General features: G+C 74.6%; 14 protein-coding genes. 10 read left to right on the top strand and 4 right to left on the bottom strand.

All coding sequences use genetic code 11. From position 1 onward, the window contains the following. The first annotated feature begins 51 nt into the window (after positions 1-51). Both P4R38_RS01565 and P4R38_RS01560 read left to right on the top strand, forming a co-directional pair. The gene (locus tag P4R38_RS01565; RefSeq protein ID WP_275240618.1) at positions 52-708 is read left to right on the top strand and encodes a response regulator transcription factor; all 657 of its coding nucleotides are present in this window, start codon (positions 52-54) and stop codon (positions 706-708) included. Beyond that, positions 705-2087: a HAMP domain-containing sensor histidine kinase gene (locus P4R38_RS01560; RefSeq protein ID WP_277190736.1), complete on the top strand. Its 1383-nt coding sequence runs from the start codon at positions 705-707 to the stop codon at positions 2085-2087. The genes P4R38_RS01565 and P4R38_RS01560 overlap by 4 nt, the downstream gene beginning before the upstream one ends. Positions 2088-2090: 3 nt before the next feature. On the opposite strand, the gene cofE is transcribed toward P4R38_RS01560, so the two are convergent. Together cofE and cofD are read right to left on the bottom strand one after the other, a co-directional pair. After that, entirely contained in the window at positions 2091-3164 is a 1074-nt protein-coding gene (gene cofE / locus P4R38_RS01555) for a coenzyme F420-0:L-glutamate ligase (RefSeq protein ID WP_277190734.1), read from the bottom strand. After that, on the bottom strand, positions 3157-4137 hold the full coding sequence (cofD, locus tag P4R38_RS01550) for a 2-phospho-L-lactate transferase (protein ID WP_277190732.1): 981 nt from the start codon (positions 4135-4137) through the stop codon (positions 3157-3159). The genes cofE and cofD overlap by 8 nt, the downstream gene beginning before the upstream one ends. A 203-nt stretch (positions 4138-4340) precedes the next feature. On the opposite strand from cofD, the gene P4R38_RS01545 reads away from it, so the two are divergent. The 3 genes from P4R38_RS01545 (at position 4341) to P4R38_RS01535 (ending at position 9394) form a co-directional block, all read left to right on the top strand. Continuing rightward, positions 4341-4589, top strand: coding sequence for a WhiB family transcriptional regulator (locus tag P4R38_RS01545; protein ID WP_275240836.1), 249 nt, complete (start codon positions 4341-4343; stop codon positions 4587-4589). A gap of 87 nt (positions 4590-4676) precedes the next feature. Beyond that, positions 4677-7946: a glycosyltransferase gene (locus tag P4R38_RS01540; RefSeq protein ID WP_277190730.1), complete on the top strand. Its 3270-nt coding sequence runs from the start codon at positions 4677-4679 to the stop codon at positions 7944-7946. Further along, positions 7943-9394, top strand: coding sequence for a DUF5719 family protein (locus P4R38_RS01535; protein WP_277190728.1), 1452 nt, complete (start codon positions 7943-7945; stop codon positions 9392-9394). Before P4R38_RS01540 ends, P4R38_RS01535 begins: the two co-directional genes overlap by 4 nt. Before the next feature lie 12 nt (positions 9395-9406). Here the strand turns inward: P4R38_RS01535 and P4R38_RS01530 are convergent, their stop codons facing one another. Continuing rightward, the gene (locus P4R38_RS01530; protein WP_277190726.1) at positions 9407-10231 is read right to left on the bottom strand and encodes an SDR family oxidoreductase; all 825 of its coding nucleotides are present in this window, start codon (positions 10229-10231) and stop codon (positions 9407-9409) included. Between the two features lie 6 nt (positions 10232-10237). Then, the gene (locus P4R38_RS01525; RefSeq protein WP_342803894.1) at positions 10238-10561 is read right to left on the bottom strand and encodes a metallopeptidase family protein; all 324 of its coding nucleotides are present in this window, start codon (positions 10559-10561) and stop codon (positions 10238-10240) included. 195 nt (positions 10562-10756) lie between these two features. Between P4R38_RS01525 and P4R38_RS01520 the strand changes: the two genes are divergently transcribed. Genes P4R38_RS01520 through kynA form a run of 5 tightly spaced genes read left to right on the top strand, consistent with a single transcriptional unit; the run spans position 10757 to position 14840 of the window. Next, positions 10757-11149 (top strand): DUF3499 domain-containing protein, encoded by a 393-nt coding sequence (locus P4R38_RS01520; protein WP_275240630.1) that lies wholly within the window; start codon positions 10757-10759, stop codon positions 11147-11149. Positions 11150-11172: 23 nt separating this feature from the next. Beyond that, a complete protein-coding gene (locus tag P4R38_RS01515) occupies positions 11173-12600 on the top strand; it encodes a phosphomannomutase/phosphoglucomutase (RefSeq protein ID WP_277190723.1) in 1428 nt (475 codons plus the stop codon). A gap of 1 nt (position 12601) precedes the next feature. Continuing rightward, positions 12602-12805 (top strand): Trm112 family protein, encoded by a 204-nt coding sequence (locus tag P4R38_RS01510; protein ID WP_277190721.1) that lies wholly within the window; start codon positions 12602-12604, stop codon positions 12803-12805. A 2-nt stretch (positions 12806-12807) separates the two neighbouring features. Further along, entirely contained in the window at positions 12808-13989 is a 1182-nt protein-coding gene (locus P4R38_RS01505) for an SIS domain-containing protein (RefSeq protein ID WP_277190719.1), read from the top strand. Next, entirely contained in the window at positions 13986-14840 is an 855-nt protein-coding gene (kynA, locus tag P4R38_RS01500; protein ID WP_277190717.1) for a tryptophan 2,3-dioxygenase, read from the top strand. Before P4R38_RS01505 ends, kynA begins: the two co-directional genes overlap by 4 nt.

Genomic DNA, 14840 nt, shown 5'->3' with positions numbered 1-14840 from the left:
CCGCTGAGAACCTGAGGGCGCCCACAGGTGGTGCCGTGCGACGCTGGCCGCGTGCGACTGCTCGTGATCGAGGACGAGACCCGTCTGGCCCTGGCCCTGCAGCGCGGGCTGGTCGCCGAGGGCTTCGTCGTCGACGTCCGCCACGACGGGCCCTCGGGGCTGCAGGAGGCGCGGTTCGGCGGGTACGACGCGGTCGTCCTGGACATCATGCTGCCGGGCATGTCGGGTTACGACGTCGTCCGCACGCTACGGGCCGAGCAGGTGTGGGTGCCCGTCCTGATGCTCTCGGCCAAGGACGGCGAGTACGACCAGGCGGACGGTCTGGACTACGGCGCGGACGACTACCTCACCAAGCCGTTCTCGTTCGTCGTCCTGCTCGCCCGGCTGCGAGCCCTGCTGCGCCGCGGCGCGACCGCGCGCGAGCCGGTGCTGACCGTCGGGGACATCGAGCTCGACCCCGCGCTGCGCGAGGTGCGCCGGGCGGGGGAACCGGTCGCGCTCAGCCCACGCGAGCTGACGCTCCTGGAGTACCTCCTGCGGCACCGGGACCGCGTGGTCGGCAAGGTCGAGCTGCTCGACCACGTCTGGGACTCCGCCCAGGACGTCGACCCGAACGCCGTCGAGGTCTACGTCGGCTACCTGCGCCGCAAGCTCGGCCGCGACGCCATCCGGACCGTGCGGGGCGCCGGCTACACGGTGCGCCGATGACGGCGGCGGCCCGGCGGCTGTCGCTGCGGTGGCGGCTGATGCTGATCGGCCTGTCCGGTGTCGCGCTGGCGCTGCTGGCGGGCAGCCTGGTGCTGTACGCCGTCCTCGGCATCGCCGGGCGCGGGGCGCTGGACGAGACCGCGCGCAACACCGCCGGCGACATCGCTCTCGTCGCCGCCGGCGGTCCCCTGCCGGACCCGCTGCCCGCGTCCGGCGCACAGTCGGTGCAGGTCGTCGACGCCGCCGGACGGGTCGTCGGTGGCTCGGCGAACGCCGACCGGCTCACCGGCCTGCTGCGCCCGGAGGAGCTGGCCCGCGCTCGCGGCGGTGAGCGGGTCACCGTCCCCGGACGCCGCGCCGGAGTGGCGGGTCCGCTGCGGGTCATCGCTCTCCCGGTGACCCGGCCGGGAGAGCGGCGGGACGCCTCGACGGTCGTGGTGGCGGTGCAGGCCGCCGACGTCGTCCACGCCGAGCGGGTGCTGGCGACCACGCTGCTCGTCGTCGCGCCGCTGCTGCTGGTGGTGATGGGTCTGGTCGCGTGGTGGGTCATCGGCCGCGCCCTGCGCCCGGTCGAGAAGCTGCGCTCCGGCGCGGAGGCGATCAGCGGCGAGGCCGCGGCGACCCGGCTGCCCGTCCCTGAGCAGGCGGACGAGATCCGGGCGCTGGCGGTGACCCTGAACGGCATGCTCGACCGGCTGGCGGGCGCGCGAGAACGTCAGCGGGGCCTGGTCGCCGACGCGGCCCACGAGCTGCGCAGCCCGCTGGCCAGCATGCAGACCCAGCTGGAGGTCGACCAGCGGGTCCGAGGCCGGGACGAGCTCACCGACGGGCTGCTGGACGACGTGACCCGCCTGTCCGCGCTGGTCGAGGACCTGCTGCTGCTCGCCCGCGCCGACGCGGCCGCCTGGACCACCGGACGGGCCGAGACGCTCACGGTCGCGCCGCTGCTCGCGGACGTCGCCACGCGCTACGCCGGTGCGCGGGTCCCGCTGACGGTCCTCCCGGTCGCCGAGCCGAACCTCACGGCACGCGCCGCGCCCGCCGAGCTGAGGCGGATGCTCACCAACCTGCTCGACAACGCCGTACGGCACGCGACCTCGCAGGTCCGGCTCAGCGCGCGGGCCGCCGACGGCGAGGTGCTGCTGGTCGTGGAGGACGACGGGCCCGGCATCGCGCCGGCGGACCGGGAGCGCGCGTTCGAGCGCTTCACCCGGCTGGACGACGCCCGCGACCGCGACGCCGGTGGCAGCGGGCTCGGGCTCGCCATCGTGCAGGAGCTCGCGCGGCGGGCTCGGGGGTCGGTGGCGCTGGCGGACCGAGAGCCGGTGGACGGGACGGCGCCGTCGGGACTGCGGGTCGAGCTGCGCGTCCCGCGCTGACGATCAGCCTCGGGGATCGGCGATGTGGACGGCGACCGTCGTCTCGTCGTGGCTGCCGGAGCACTGCAGCCGCTCCCCGGCCAGGGCGACCTCGAACCGGGCCCAGGCCCGTCCGAGCTCGACCGGGTCGGTGGCCCGGAGCCGGACGGTGCTCGCGTCGTCGGCCGTGTGCGCCGCCTCCACCGCGTTGCAACCGAGCAGGGCCGTCTGCAGGGCCCGGTCGACCCGCTGGGTGAGGGTCTCCGGGAGCACCGACTCGATGCCGATGTTCAGCGACTCGGCCGACCCCGGGGCGACCCCGAGCGCGTCCCGGACCGCCTCGGCGCGGCCGAGGGAGAACCAGTCCTCGGCGTCGGAGCGGACCAGCGAACGCGCGCCTGGGCCCTCGGCGACGACGAGGTCGGGCAGACCGCGGACGACGGCGACCGGGATGCGCTCGGTCTTGCCCTTGACCAGGTCGGCGGCCGCGGCGATCTCGTCGGCGAGGCAGCGGACGGTGACGGCCAGCGGACGCCCCTCCGCGTCGTACCGGCCGCGCAGGTCGTCGGTCGGGAGCACGCCCGACACGCCGAGAGCGAGGTCGACCAGACCGGCGCGCCACGGCCGACCTGCGGTGTCGCTGAGCAGCACGCCGATGCGCAGCGCGTGCGGGACGGCGGCGAGGAGCTGGTCGTGGACCCGACGGGCGCTCGCGTCGGGGTCGTGGGGGAGGAGCAGGAGCTCGGCGGCACCGGTGTTCGACGCGTCGATGCCGGCGCCGGCCATGACCGGTCCGGCGTGGGCGGCGACCACCCGCGTGATCCCGGCGCCCGTCGTCCGTTCGCTGACGACCCGGTGCGACTCGCGCAGCACGAGGTCAGCTCGCTCGGAGGGGTCGTGGACGGTCGCGACCAGCCGCTCCGCCTTGGACACGATCTTGCTGGTGACGACCACGATGTCGCCGTCCTGCAGCGGTGTCCCGGCGTCCTCCAGGCATCGGACGACCAGGCGGCCGACGTCGGCCCCGGGCTCCACCTCCGGCAGCCCGACGACGGGCAGCACCTGCAGGCCGCCGGGGCCGGTGACGGCGTCAGGCACGGGCGAGCCCGAGGGCCAGGTCCAGGGCCGAGCCGGAGATCCGCGCGGCGTGCTCGAGGTCGCGCATGAGCAGCGGCGTCGCCTCGACGGTCAGGCCCCGCGGGGCCGCCGCGACCATCCCGTCGCGGTCGCCGTCGTCGACCAGCCAGCCGTCGAGGAAGTCCGCGTAGAGCCCCGCGACGGCGGCCGCCGTCGACTCGACGCCGATCGCGCTCAGGCATGCGTCGGCGTGCCCGCGCACGGGTGCGCCGCCGACGAGCGGCGACACCCCGACCACGGGAGCAGCGGTGCCCCGCAACGCATCTCGTACGCCTGGCACACCGAGGACGATGCCGATCGAGACGACGGGGTTGCTCGGGGGCAGCAGCACCACGTCCGCGTCCCGGAGCGCGCCCAGGACGCCGGGCGCGGCGGCGGCCCGGTCCAGGCCGGCCACGACGAATCGCTGCGCCGGGACCGCGGCGCGCATCCGGACCCACCACTCCTGGAAGTGCACGGCGCGCTGCTCGCCGTCCTCCTCGAGCACGACGTGCGTCTCGACGGGGACGTCGGTCATCGGCAGCAGCGTGACGCCCTGCTCGGGCAGTCCCCAGCGCTGGGCGAGCCGGGCGGTGACCTGCGAGAGCGTCCGGCCCTGGGCGAGCCACTGGCTGCGCACGATGTGGGTGCCGAAGTCGCGGTCGCCGAGTCCGAACCACTGCGGGCTGGCTCCGTACGCAGCCAGCTCGCCCTGGACGGCGAACGTCTCGTCGGCACGTCCCCAGCCCTGACCCTCGTGGACGCCGCCGCCGAGGGTGTAGAGCAGGGTGTCCAGGTCCGGGCAGACGCGCAGGCCGAACAGGGTGATGTCGTCACCGGTGTTGCCGATCACGGTCAGGGTGTGCGGGCCGTCCGAGCGGCCGCTCAGGTGGTGCAGCAGGCCTCGGAGGAACCGGGCGCCGCCGACGCCACCCGCGAGGGCGGTGATGCGCATGGCGGACAGTCTCTCAACACGGAGCGGCCCAGGACCGCGGGGGCGTCATTGTGCACTGCCTCCGCATTCTGTGCTTGACGAATGATGAAACACACGCGTGTAATTGCAGTGCTGTCGTTCGTTTTCAGGGGGCAGTGCACCACAAGACAGAACTGCCCGCGATCGGTCGAGGAGGACCCGTGCACGAGCTGCAGCTGATCAGCATGCACGACGACGCGCTGGGAGAAGACGGCGAGCTGTCGTGGCAGGAGAACGCACTGTGTGCGCAGACCGACCCGGAGGCGTTCTTCCCCGAGAAGGGCGGCTCCACCCGCGAGGCCAAGAAGGTCTGCGTCGGGTGCGAGGTGCGGTCGGAGTGCCTGGAGTACGCACTGGAGAACGACGAGCGTTTCGGGATCTGGGGCGGCCTCTCCGAGCGCGAGCGCCGCAAGCTGAAGAAGCGCGCGGTCTGACCCGCGCGTCACCTTGGGCGCGTCCGGCGCGCCTGGCATGGTCGGTGCATGACCACACCGGCGTTCGCGAGTGCGCGTGTGTGAGTCATGACCACCACCGAGTGGTCGGTCACGGCTGACACCCACGCGCCCGCTTCACTGGTCGTCACCGCGGTGCTCGTGGTCGAGCACGCGCGAAGCACCTGGTTGGAGCAGACGCTCGGCCGCCTCGTCGACCTGCACGAGGCGCCCGAGCGTCTCGTGCTGGTGGACGCCACTCCCGAGCGGTCCGTCCGGGCAATGGTCGACGCCAGTCCTGGTCTACGGGCGACCTACCCCGACGTGTCGGTGGTGACCGTCCCCCCGCTCAGCCCGTTCGCGGCGATCGTCGACACCGCGGTGGAGGCGCTCCCGCGGCCCGGTGAGGACGCGGTCGTCGGACGGCGGGTGCGGGCTCGCGCCCGCAAGCGGGACATCCGTCCGCGGGACCGCCAGGAGTGGTTCTGGTTGCTGCACGAGGACTCCGCCCCGGCTCCTGATGCGCTGGCGGCGCTCGCCCGCGTCGCGGGGCGGTCGGACCGCATCGGGATCGCCGGCTGCAAGGTCGTGGAGCTCGGCCGGCCCGAGCGCCTGGTCAACGTCGGTGTCGACGTGACCCGGACCGGTCGCCACGTCGGCTCGGCGATGGAGGGCGAGCCGGACCAGGGCCAGTACGACGACCGGCACGACGTCCTCGCCGTCTCCAGCGCGGGCATGCTGATCCGCCGCGACGTCTACCTCACTCTCGGCGGGTTCGACGCGGCCTTCGACGGGGACGGCGACGGCCTGGACCTGTGCTGGCGCACCCACCTGCTCGGCCACCAGGTCGTCGTCGTCCCCGCTGCCCGGGTCTGCCAGGACACCGGGGGCAGCACCCTCGACGGCGACGCCTCCGACCTGCGGCGCCACGGCGACTCCGACCGGCCGGTTCCGCAGTCGCCCCGTACGCTGCGCCGGCACCGGCAGGTCGCCCTCGCGCGCAGCAGCTGGTCGATGCTCCCGTTCATGGCGCTGTGGGTCGCGCTCGGCTGCACAGTGCTCGGCCTCGCCCTGCTGCTGGTCAAACGCCCTCGCCTGGCCCTCGGCGAGCTCGCCCAGGCGACGGCTCCGTTCGGGGTCGCCCGGCTGCTCGGTGCTCGACTGAGGTTCGGCCGGCGAGCGGTCACCCGACGACGGGACCTGGACGCTCTCTTCGTCCCGGTCGGCGCGGCGACCCAGCACGCCTGGGACGCGGTCCGGGACGCCGTCAGCCGCGGCCCACGCCACCCGCCGCTGCCCGCGGTCGAGACACGTCCCGAGCCGGGACCCACGGCGGACGCCGCGGGCGAGCTCGCGGCGGTCCACTCCACCTGGGGGCGCCGGACCGCGCGCCATCCCGGTCTGTGGATGGTCGTCGCGCTGCTCGCGACGACTGCGCTGATGTGGCGCCACCTGCTGACCTCCGCGGCGCTGCGCGGCACGGGACAAGGTCTGAGCGGCGGCCTGCTGCTGCCGTACGACACCGACGCCGCCGGCATCTGGCACACCTGGTGGGACCACTGGACCGGCCCCGGTCTCGGCGTCGACCTGCCCGAGAGCCCGTACCTCCCGGTGCTGGCCGGACTCGCGCGCCTGGTCGAGGCGCTGCCCTGGGTGGACGACACCACCAGCGGTGCGACCGTCGTCGCGTGGCTGCTGGTGCTGGCCGTGCCCCTCTCGGGGGTGAGCGCGTACGTCGCCGGCCGGGCGGCCACTCGTTCGGCGTGGCCGCGGGCGTTCGTCGGACTGGCCTGGGCGTCGCTGCCCTCGCTGACCGCCGGCGTCTCCGCGGGCCGGATCGGGCCCGTCGTCGGCCACGTGCTGCTGCCCCTCGCCGTGGCGGGCGCGTTCGCCGTCGGACGCCGCAGCGCCGGCACGCCGCTGACGTTCGGGACGGTGCTCGTCGGTGCCCTGCTCGGGGCGTTCGTGCCGGTCCTGCTCGTGGCCACCACGGTCATCGGCCTCGGGGTGGCGCTGCTGGGGAGCCGGCTGGCCCGGGTGCGGGGCGTGGTCGTGGCGGTGGGGCCGTGGCTGCTGCTCGGGCCGTGGACGTTCGACCGGCTGCGCGCCGACTCGCGTGCCCTGCTCGCCGGTCCTGGGGCTCTGGACTCCGGTCGCCCTGCGGAGCCGTGGCAGCTGCTCCTGCTGCACCCCGGTGGAGCGGGTTCGTACCTGGCGCTGCTCTCTGCTCCCGTCCTCGTCCTCGGCCTGGCGGCCCTGCTCCGGCGTCGCGGCGGCCACGTGCGGGTCACGACCGGGCTGGCCCTGCTGACGCTGCTCGGGCTGGGCGCCGCGCTCACCGCCTCGCACGTCACCCTGACCGCGGGTGCGGCCGGGTCGCGCAGCCCGTGGCCGGGCCCGGCGCTGGACCTCACCGCCGCGGCGCTGCTCGGCGCCGCGCTGCTCGCCTTCGGCGACGTGCTCGGCCGGCACGGGCTGGGCGCGCTGCCCGTACGCGTACGTCGGGCCGCCGTCGCCGGTGCCGCCGCTGTGCTCGGCTGGGCCGTGGTGGTCTGCGGCGTGGTCGCCTGGAGCCACGACGTCCGCTCGCTCGCGCCCGCGGACCCGCGGCTGCCCCCGATCGCCAAGCACATGAGCACCGGGGAGCGAGCCACCCGGATGCTCACGATCACGGTGGCCGGCGACGGCTCGGTGGCGTACGCGCTGGGAGGGTCGGAGCCCGGCACGCCCGCCCGCGATCTCGACGTGCCGGAGCGGTCCTCGGCCACCCTGGCCCGAGGCGTCGCGTCCCTGCTGAGCCCGGACACCGCGGCCAGTGGCGCTGCTCATCGGGACCTGTTCGACCTGGGGGTCGGTTTCGTCGGCGTCACGGGTTCCGGCGACCGGACGCTGCTCTCCCGCCCGCTGCAGTCGGCCGACGGGCTCTCGCCGATGGCGAGCAACCGGACCATGTCGCTCTGGCGGGTCGACGCCGTGGCGTCCGCGGCGAGCAGGGCGTCCGTCCCACCGGGCCGGGTCGTGCTGACGCTGAGCGGCAGTCCGTGGGCGTCGGTCGCCTCGACCGGACCGCACGCACGTACCTCGACGCCGCTGCCGAGCGGCCCGGCCGGTCGTCGCCTGACGATCTCGGAGTCGGGCGGGTGGGCCAGGCGGACCGTCGTCACGGTCGACGACCACCGTCTCCCCGCCGTCGCGGGCACGGTCTATCCGACCTACGAGGTGCCGGCGGCCGGCGGACACCTGCAGGTCGAGCCGGGTGCCGCGTACCTCAGGTGGCGCTGGGTGCAGGCCCTCCTGCTGGCGTTCACGGTCTTCCTCGCGGTGCCGTTCGGCAGCTCACGGTCGCGGAGGCGGCCGTGAGGGGCGTCGGGATCGTCCGTACGGCCGTCGTCGTCGTGGCCGGGGCGGCGATGGTCTGGGGCGCGGGGCGGTCGGACGCGCGGCTCGACCTCAGCCGGCCCGACGACACCCGCGTCGCAGCGCCGTCCGACATGAGGTCGCTCACCCGCAGCGAGGTGGTGTGCCCGGGACCCGACCGCCCCGGCTCACCAGGAACCGGGGCCGCAGCCCAGGACGTGCAGCTCATCACGGCGAGCCTGCCGGAGGAGATGCTGCCCGACCACCCGATCGGCGCGGGCGGCGCGATCACCGCGCGCACGCTGCCCGGCAGCGGTGCGCTGCTGGCCGTCGACCGGCGCGGCGACGTCGCGACGGGGACGGTGTCGGGGCCCTCCGGGGTGGACGTCGTCGGCTCAGGGGCCCTCGCGCCCGGTCTGACCGCGCTGCAGGTCGACGACGACCGGGCGCCCGCCACCCACGGTCTGGCGATGACCACGTGCACCCGGACCGCGTCGACGTCCTACCTGATCGCCGGAGGACCCGAGCCGGGCCGGCTGGAGCGCGTCGTGCTCACCAACCCCTCCCCGAACCCGGTCGTCGCCCGCGTGTCCGTGCTGGGCACGACCCACACACAGGACGTGACGGTCGCCGGCCGCTCACGTGCCGTCACCCTGCTCGGGGCCGTCGACGACACCGCACAGGCGCCCGTCGTGAAGGTCACCTCGGCGTCGGGGACGCTCGCCGTCGCTCTCTCCGACCTCTTCCAGGACGGGACGCGACCGGTCGGCTCGGAGGTGACCGGTCCCGCGCGGCCGCCGGCCCAGAGCTCGCTGATACCAGCGGTTCTCACCGGCGCCAGCCCCCTCTCCGTACGCGTCGGCGTCCCGGGCGCGGAGGACGCCGTCGTCCGGGTGCAGGTGGTCGGCCCCTCCGAGGACCCGGTTCCGGACGCCGTGCGGACGGTGGCGGCCGGGAGCTCCGGCACCATCACGCTGCCCGACCTCCCCGCGCAGCGGTACGCCCTGCGGATCACCTCGGACGTGCCGGTCGTGGCCGCCGCCGAGTCGGTGTCCGGTCGGGGTACCGGCGGCGCCACCGACATCGCCTGGATGCCGACGTCCGAGCCGATCACCGCCGTCGGCGGCACACCGGTCCCACGGGTGCCGGGCGCGTCCGCAGCGCTGGTCCTGTCGGCGGAGGACGACGCCGAGCAGGTGGTGACGGTCGGGCTGACCGACACCAGCGGGACGACGACCCCGCAGCGGGTCCGGATCCCCGCCGGTGGCGTCGCGAACGTCCCGACCGGCAGTGCCACCGCCGTCTGGGTACGGACCACTGCGCGCCCCGTGCACGCCGCGCTGGTGGTGAGCGGCTCGGAGCGTGGTCTGCCGATGCTGTCGGCCGTACCGGTCAGTCCCGTAGCGGTGGCAGCCACGGTGATGGACTCCCGAGAAGGCTTGCCGCAGTAACTCGTTCGCCGCTCAGCTGTCCATCTGAGCGGCGAGCCACTCGGCGTACGGCAGGCCACCGCGCTCGGCGTCGGGGCCGGGGAGGTTGGACCCGCGGGAGAGGGCTCGCAGGACCGCACCGACCGCGGGCACGGTCACGACGTGCGGCGTGGGCCGGCCCTTGACCCGGGCGGTCAGGACGGCGATCTCACGGGCGCTGAGGACCTCGGGCCCGGCGAGCTCGAGCGGCTCCCGCCGTGGTTCGGACAGCGCGTGGTCGACCAGCCGGCCGGCGACGTACACCGGGTCGACGGGTGCGAAGCGCAGGCCGTGCAGGCCGAGGCCGAACGGGCCGACCGAGACGCGGGTCAGCCGTTCGACGAGCTGGTGGAACTGCGTCGCCCGGACGATCGTGCGCGGCCCCTCCCACGCGGTCACCGCGGTCTCGGCCGCGACCTTCGCCCGGTAGTAGGGGAGCGGGCCGGCGATCGCGCCGACGATGGAGACGTGCACGACGTGCGCCTCGGGGTTCACCTGCGAGAGCACCGAGAGCAGCCGGCGCGTCCCGTCCACGTCGACCTCCTGCGGCCGCGTCGGGTGGGTCGCGCAGTGGACGACCGCCTGCACGCCCTCCACCGCGTCGGCCAGTCCCTCACCCGTCCTCAGGTCCCCGTACACCTGCTCGGTGCGCGGCTGCCGCGGCGTACGGGTCAGCACCCGGGCCGGGACCTGCGAGCGCTCCAGCTCGGCGACGACGAAGCCGCCGAGCGTGCCCGTGCCGCCGGTCACGAGCACCGGGGTACGACCGATGCCGGGAACGCCCTCGACCCAGGCCGGGGGCTCGGTGGGATCCGTCACCAGGGGTCAGTCCTCGAGGTCCTCGGGAGGGATGCCGAGGAGGCCGGCGACCTGCTCCGTGACGACCTTGTCGACCAGCTCGGCGAGGTCACGGGCACCCTCGGCGCGGCTCTCGACCGGGCGACGGTAGACGACCACCCTTGCGGGAGAACGGTTCTCGGCCGGGAAGAGGCGGCCGAGCGGGACGGACTCCTCCCAGGAGGCGGGGTCACTCGGCGGGACGTCCTCGACGGCGAGCTCGACGTGCTCCAGGGAGGTCCCGAGACGGTGCTCGAGGCGGTCCGCGGCGTCCAGGACGAGCTCGTCGAAGCGGGCGGACCGGGCCACCATCGCCGGCACCGGAGGCCACGCCAGCGGGCCTCGGGGACCTCGCCCGTGACGGTCCCGCCGCCGAGCCGACGCGGGTCGACTGCCGCTGCGCGCGGGGCCGGCCGAGGGGTTCACTCTGCGACTCTACGACTCGTCCCCACGGTGTCGGCGCGCCCGGCCACGGTGTGTCGGTCCGAGGGCCTAGAGTCACTGCTCGTGACGACGCCGCGACCACCCCGCAACAGGTCCCGTACGTGCTCACGAGCGGCGTGCCACCGACCTGCGGTCGCGACTCTCACCTACGTCTACGCCGACCAGACGGCCGTGCTCGGGCCGCTCGCGACGTACGCGGAGCCGCACACCTACGACATGTGCGCCGAGCACGCGGGCCGGCTCACGGCGCCGCGCGGCTGGGACGTCGTGCGGCTCGCCGTCGACCTGACCGAGCCCGAGCCGAGCCCGGACGACCTGCTCGCGCTCGCCGACGCGGTCCGCGCGGCTGCTCGGCCGGCGACCCCGCCCGTCGCCCCCTCCGTGGACGGGGCGGACGGCCAGGCCACCTCCGAGAACGGCCGTCGGCGGCATCTGCGGGTCCTGCCCGACGTATGAGCCGGCCGCGTAGAGTCCCGGTCGTGCATCCACCCCGCCTGGCCGAGTTCGTCAAGACGTACGACGTCCGCGGCCTCGTGCCCGATCAGCTGAGCCCGGCGGTCGCCCGCGCGCTCGGCTCGGCGTTCGCCCAGGTCGTGGTCCTGCCCGACGGCGGGAGCACCCTCGTGGTCGGTCACGACATGCGGCCCAGCTCCCCGGAGCTCTCGCGGCAGTTCGCCGAGGGGGCGGCCGAGCACGGGGTGGACGTCACCGTGATCGGGCTCTGCTCGACCGACGGCCTCTACTACGCCAGCGGCGCCCTGGACGCGCCCGGTGCGATGTTCACCGCGAGCCACAACCCGGCCCGGTACAACGGCATCAAGCTGTGCCGCTCGGGCGCCAGGGCGATCAGCCTCGACACCGGCCTCGCCGAGGTCCGCGACCTGGCCCAGTGGATCCTCGAGCGCGGCGGGCTGCACGAGCGCCCGGGCGCGACGCAGACCGGCCGGATCCTCGAGCGGGACGTGCTGGGGGAGTACGCCGACTTCCTGCGCGGCCTCGTCGACCTCGCCGCGATCCGGCCGCTGACCGTGGTGGTCGACGCCGGCAACGGCATGGCGGGGCTGACGGTGCCCGCGGTGCTCGACGGCCTGCCACTGAAGGTCCTGCCGCTGTACTTCGAGCTCGACGGCACCTTCCCCAACCACGAGGCGAACCCGCTGGAGCCGGACAACCTGCGCGACCTGCAGGCCGCGGTCCGTGAGCACGGTGCCGACCTCGGCCTCGCCTTCGACGGTGACGCCGACCGCTGCTTCGTCATCGACGAACGCGGCGAGCCGGTCAGCCCGTCCGCCGTCACCGCCCTGGTCGCCACGCGGGAGATCGCCCGCGAGGTCGCCGCCGGCACGGCAGCGGAGGACATCACGGTCGTCCACAACCTGATCTCCTCGCGTGCCGTGCCCGAGATCATCGCCGAGCAGGGCGCCCGGCCGCTGCGGACCCGGGTCGGGCACTCGCTCATCAAGGCGCAGATGGCCGAGCACGACGCGGTCTTCGGCGGCGAGCACTCGGCGCACTACTTCTTCCGCGACTTCTGGTTCGCCGACAACGGGATGCTTGCGGCGATGCACGTGCTCGCGGCGCTCGGGACCACGCAGCGCCCGCTGTCCGAGCTCGTCGCTGACTACAGTCGTTATGTCGCCTCGGGTGAGATCAACTCGACGGTGACCGACGCAGCGGCCGCCACGGAACGCGTACGCCGCTGGGCCCAGGAGCAGGGCGACGTCGTCGAGGACACCCTCGACGGGCTGACCCTGACCCACGACGCCGCTCCGATGTGGTGGCTGAACCTGCGGGCGAGCAACACCGAGCCGCTGCTGCGGCTGAACGTCGAGGCCGCCGACGGGGCCACGATGGAACGAGTACGGGACGGCGCGCTCGCGCTGGTCCGGCAGGACGAGAAGGAGTGACATGGGTGTGACCATCGAGCCGTGGCTGCGCGAGATCCTGCGCTGCCCGGTGTGCCGCAACGAGCTGGTGGACGCCTCCGGCCCCGCGGGTCCCGAGCTGCAGTGCGCCGGCGACTGCGAGGAGCCGGGCCGGCGCCGCGCGTACCGCATCGACGACGGCATTCCGGTCCTGCTGGCCGAGGAAGCCCGCGTCTTCCAGGTCTGACGATGCCCTACATCGAGGAGGCCGCGCTCGACGACGCCGACCAGCTGCGGCGGCTGGACTCACGCGACACGCTGCGAGCGCTCGCGACCGCCGGCGCGCAGGTGCGCGAGGCGATGACGCTGTCCCAGGAGGGCGGCGTCGAGCGGGTGGCGTACGGCGAGCGACCCCGGTCGGTCCTGGTGGCCGCTCTCGGCGGTTCGTCGGTCGTCGCGGACGTCCTCGACGTGCTGGCCGAGCCGGGCTCGCCGGTGCCGGTCACCGTGCGGCGCAACCTCCCGCTGCCGGGCTGGGTCGGCCCGCTCGACCTGGTCATCGCGGTCTCCCTGTCCGGCCGGGCAGCGGGTCCGCTCGCCCTGGCGGCCGAGGCCGCGCGCCGGGGCGCCGCGCTGCTCACCGTCGGCGCCGACGACTCACCGCTGGCCGACCTGTGCCGACGGCACCGGGGCGTGCACATCGGCGTCGGCCGGGACCGCACCTCCAGCCGGACCTCGCTGTGGTCGCTGCTGACACCGGTCCTGATGGCCGGTGACCGGCTCGGTCTCATCGACGTCCCCGAGAGCGCCCTGCCCGACCTGGCGCAGCGGCTGGACGAGCAGGCGGAGGCGTGCCGCCCGTCCTCGGAGTCCTTCGTCAACCCGGCCAAGCTCGCGGCAGTGCGCCTGGGCGCGACCGTCCCGATGACCCTCGGCGAGAACGCCCTCGCCGGCGTCGCCGCCATGCGGGCCGCGGCGATGCTCGCCCGCACCGCCCGGATGCCGTCGACCTGGGGAGAGCTGCCGGACGCCGCCTCGCAGGTCGTCGCCTGCTTCGACGGGCCGTTCACGGCCGGCGGCGGCAAGGGCGCGATGCAGGGCGGGTCCGACATCTTCGCCGACCCCTTCCTCGACGCACCGGCCCAGCCCTCGCTCGGGCTGGTGATGCTGCGCGACGCCGAGCCGGAGAACCCCGACCCCGCCTCGGAGCAGGAACGCGCCCTCGGCGACGCGCTGCTGGAGACCGCGCGTGAGGCGGGGGTGACGGTGGTCGAGCAGACCGCGGCCCCGGGACACCCCGCCGTCCGTCTCGCCGAGCTGCTCTCCTTCGGTGACTACGTCGCCACCTACCTGGCCCTGGGCCTGGGCCTGGACCCCTCGGTGTCGCCGCACGTGGCCGACCTGCGGGACCGCACGGAGGGGCTGGCATGAGCACCGAGCGGCCGATGGAGGCCGGGGTCCAGCGCGACTTCCGGGAGGCGATGTCCTACGGCGACTACCTCGACCTGGACCGGCTGCTGTCGGCCCAGCACCCGCTGGCCCAGCCGCCGCAGCACGACGAGCTGCTGTTCATCATCCAGCACCAGACCAGCGAGCTGTGGTTCAAGCTGGTCCTGCACGAGCTGCGCGCGGCCCGCGACCTGCTGCGCGCCGACGAGCTCGCCGCGTCCCTGAAGGGGCTGGCGCGGGTCAAGCACATCCAGTCCACGCTCACCGAGCAGTGGGCGGTCCTGGCGACGCTCACCCCGAGTGAGTACGCCCAGTTCCGCCGCTTCCTGGCCACCTCGTCGGGCTTCCAGTCCTACCAGTACCGCGCCGTGGAGTTCCTGCTCGGCAACAAGAGCGCCGAGATGGTCCGCGTCTTCGACCACGACCCGACCGCCCGGCAGATGCTGGCCGAGCTGCTGCACGAGCCCAGCCTGTACGACGAGTTCATCGCCCTGCTCGCCCGGCGCGGCCTGCCCGTACCCCCGGCCGTGCTGGACCGGGACTGGAGCCGTCCGCACACCCTCGACGACGGGCTCGTCGCGGTCATCCGCTCGGTCTACGAGGACCCGCACGGCCACTGGGACATCTACGAGACGTGCGAGGAGCTGGTGGACCTGGAGGACAACTTCCAGTTCTGGCGCTTCCGGCACCTCAAGACCGTCGAGCGGGTCATCGGCGCGGCGCGGGGGACCGGGGGCAGCAGCGGGGTGCCGTTCCTGCGCAAGGCGCTGGAGCTGACCTTCTTCCCCGAGCTGTACGCCGTCCGCGCGCAGATCGCCCAGGGCGGCGACTGA

Source organism: Luteipulveratus flavus (assembly GCF_029439465.1).
GTDB lineage: Bacteria > Actinomycetota > Actinomycetes > Actinomycetales > Dermatophilaceae > Luteipulveratus > Luteipulveratus flavus.
This window is presented reverse-complemented; position numbering and strand designations above follow the sequence as displayed.

Excerpts from the sequence above, each read along its gene's own strand:
- kynA (WP_277190717.1), top strand. The coding sequence starts at position 13,986 with ATGAGCACCGAGCGGCCGATGGAGGCCGGGGTCCAGCGCGACTTCCGG.
- P4R38_RS01505 (WP_277190719.1), top strand. The coding sequence starts at position 12,808 with ATGCCCTACATCGAGGAGGCCGCGCTCGACGACGCCGACCAGCTGCGG.
- P4R38_RS01540 (WP_277190730.1), top strand. The coding sequence starts at position 4,677 with ATGACCACCACCGAGTGGTCGGTCACGGCTGACACCCACGCGCCCGCT.
- P4R38_RS01510 (WP_277190721.1), top strand. The coding sequence starts at position 12,602 with ATGGGTGTGACCATCGAGCCGTGGCTGCGCGAGATCCTGCGCTGCCCG.
- P4R38_RS01560 (WP_277190736.1), top strand. The coding sequence starts at position 705 with ATGACGGCGGCGGCCCGGCGGCTGTCGCTGCGGTGGCGGCTGATGCTG.
- P4R38_RS01525 (WP_342803894.1), bottom strand. The coding sequence starts at position 10,561 with ATGGTGGCCCGGTCCGCCCGCTTCGACGAGCTCGTCCTGGACGCCGCG.
- cofD (WP_277190732.1), bottom strand. The coding sequence starts at position 4,137 with ATGCGCATCACCGCCCTCGCGGGTGGCGTCGGCGGCGCCCGGTTCCTC.
- P4R38_RS01545 (WP_275240836.1), top strand. The coding sequence starts at position 4,341 with ATGCACGACGACGCGCTGGGAGAAGACGGCGAGCTGTCGTGGCAGGAG.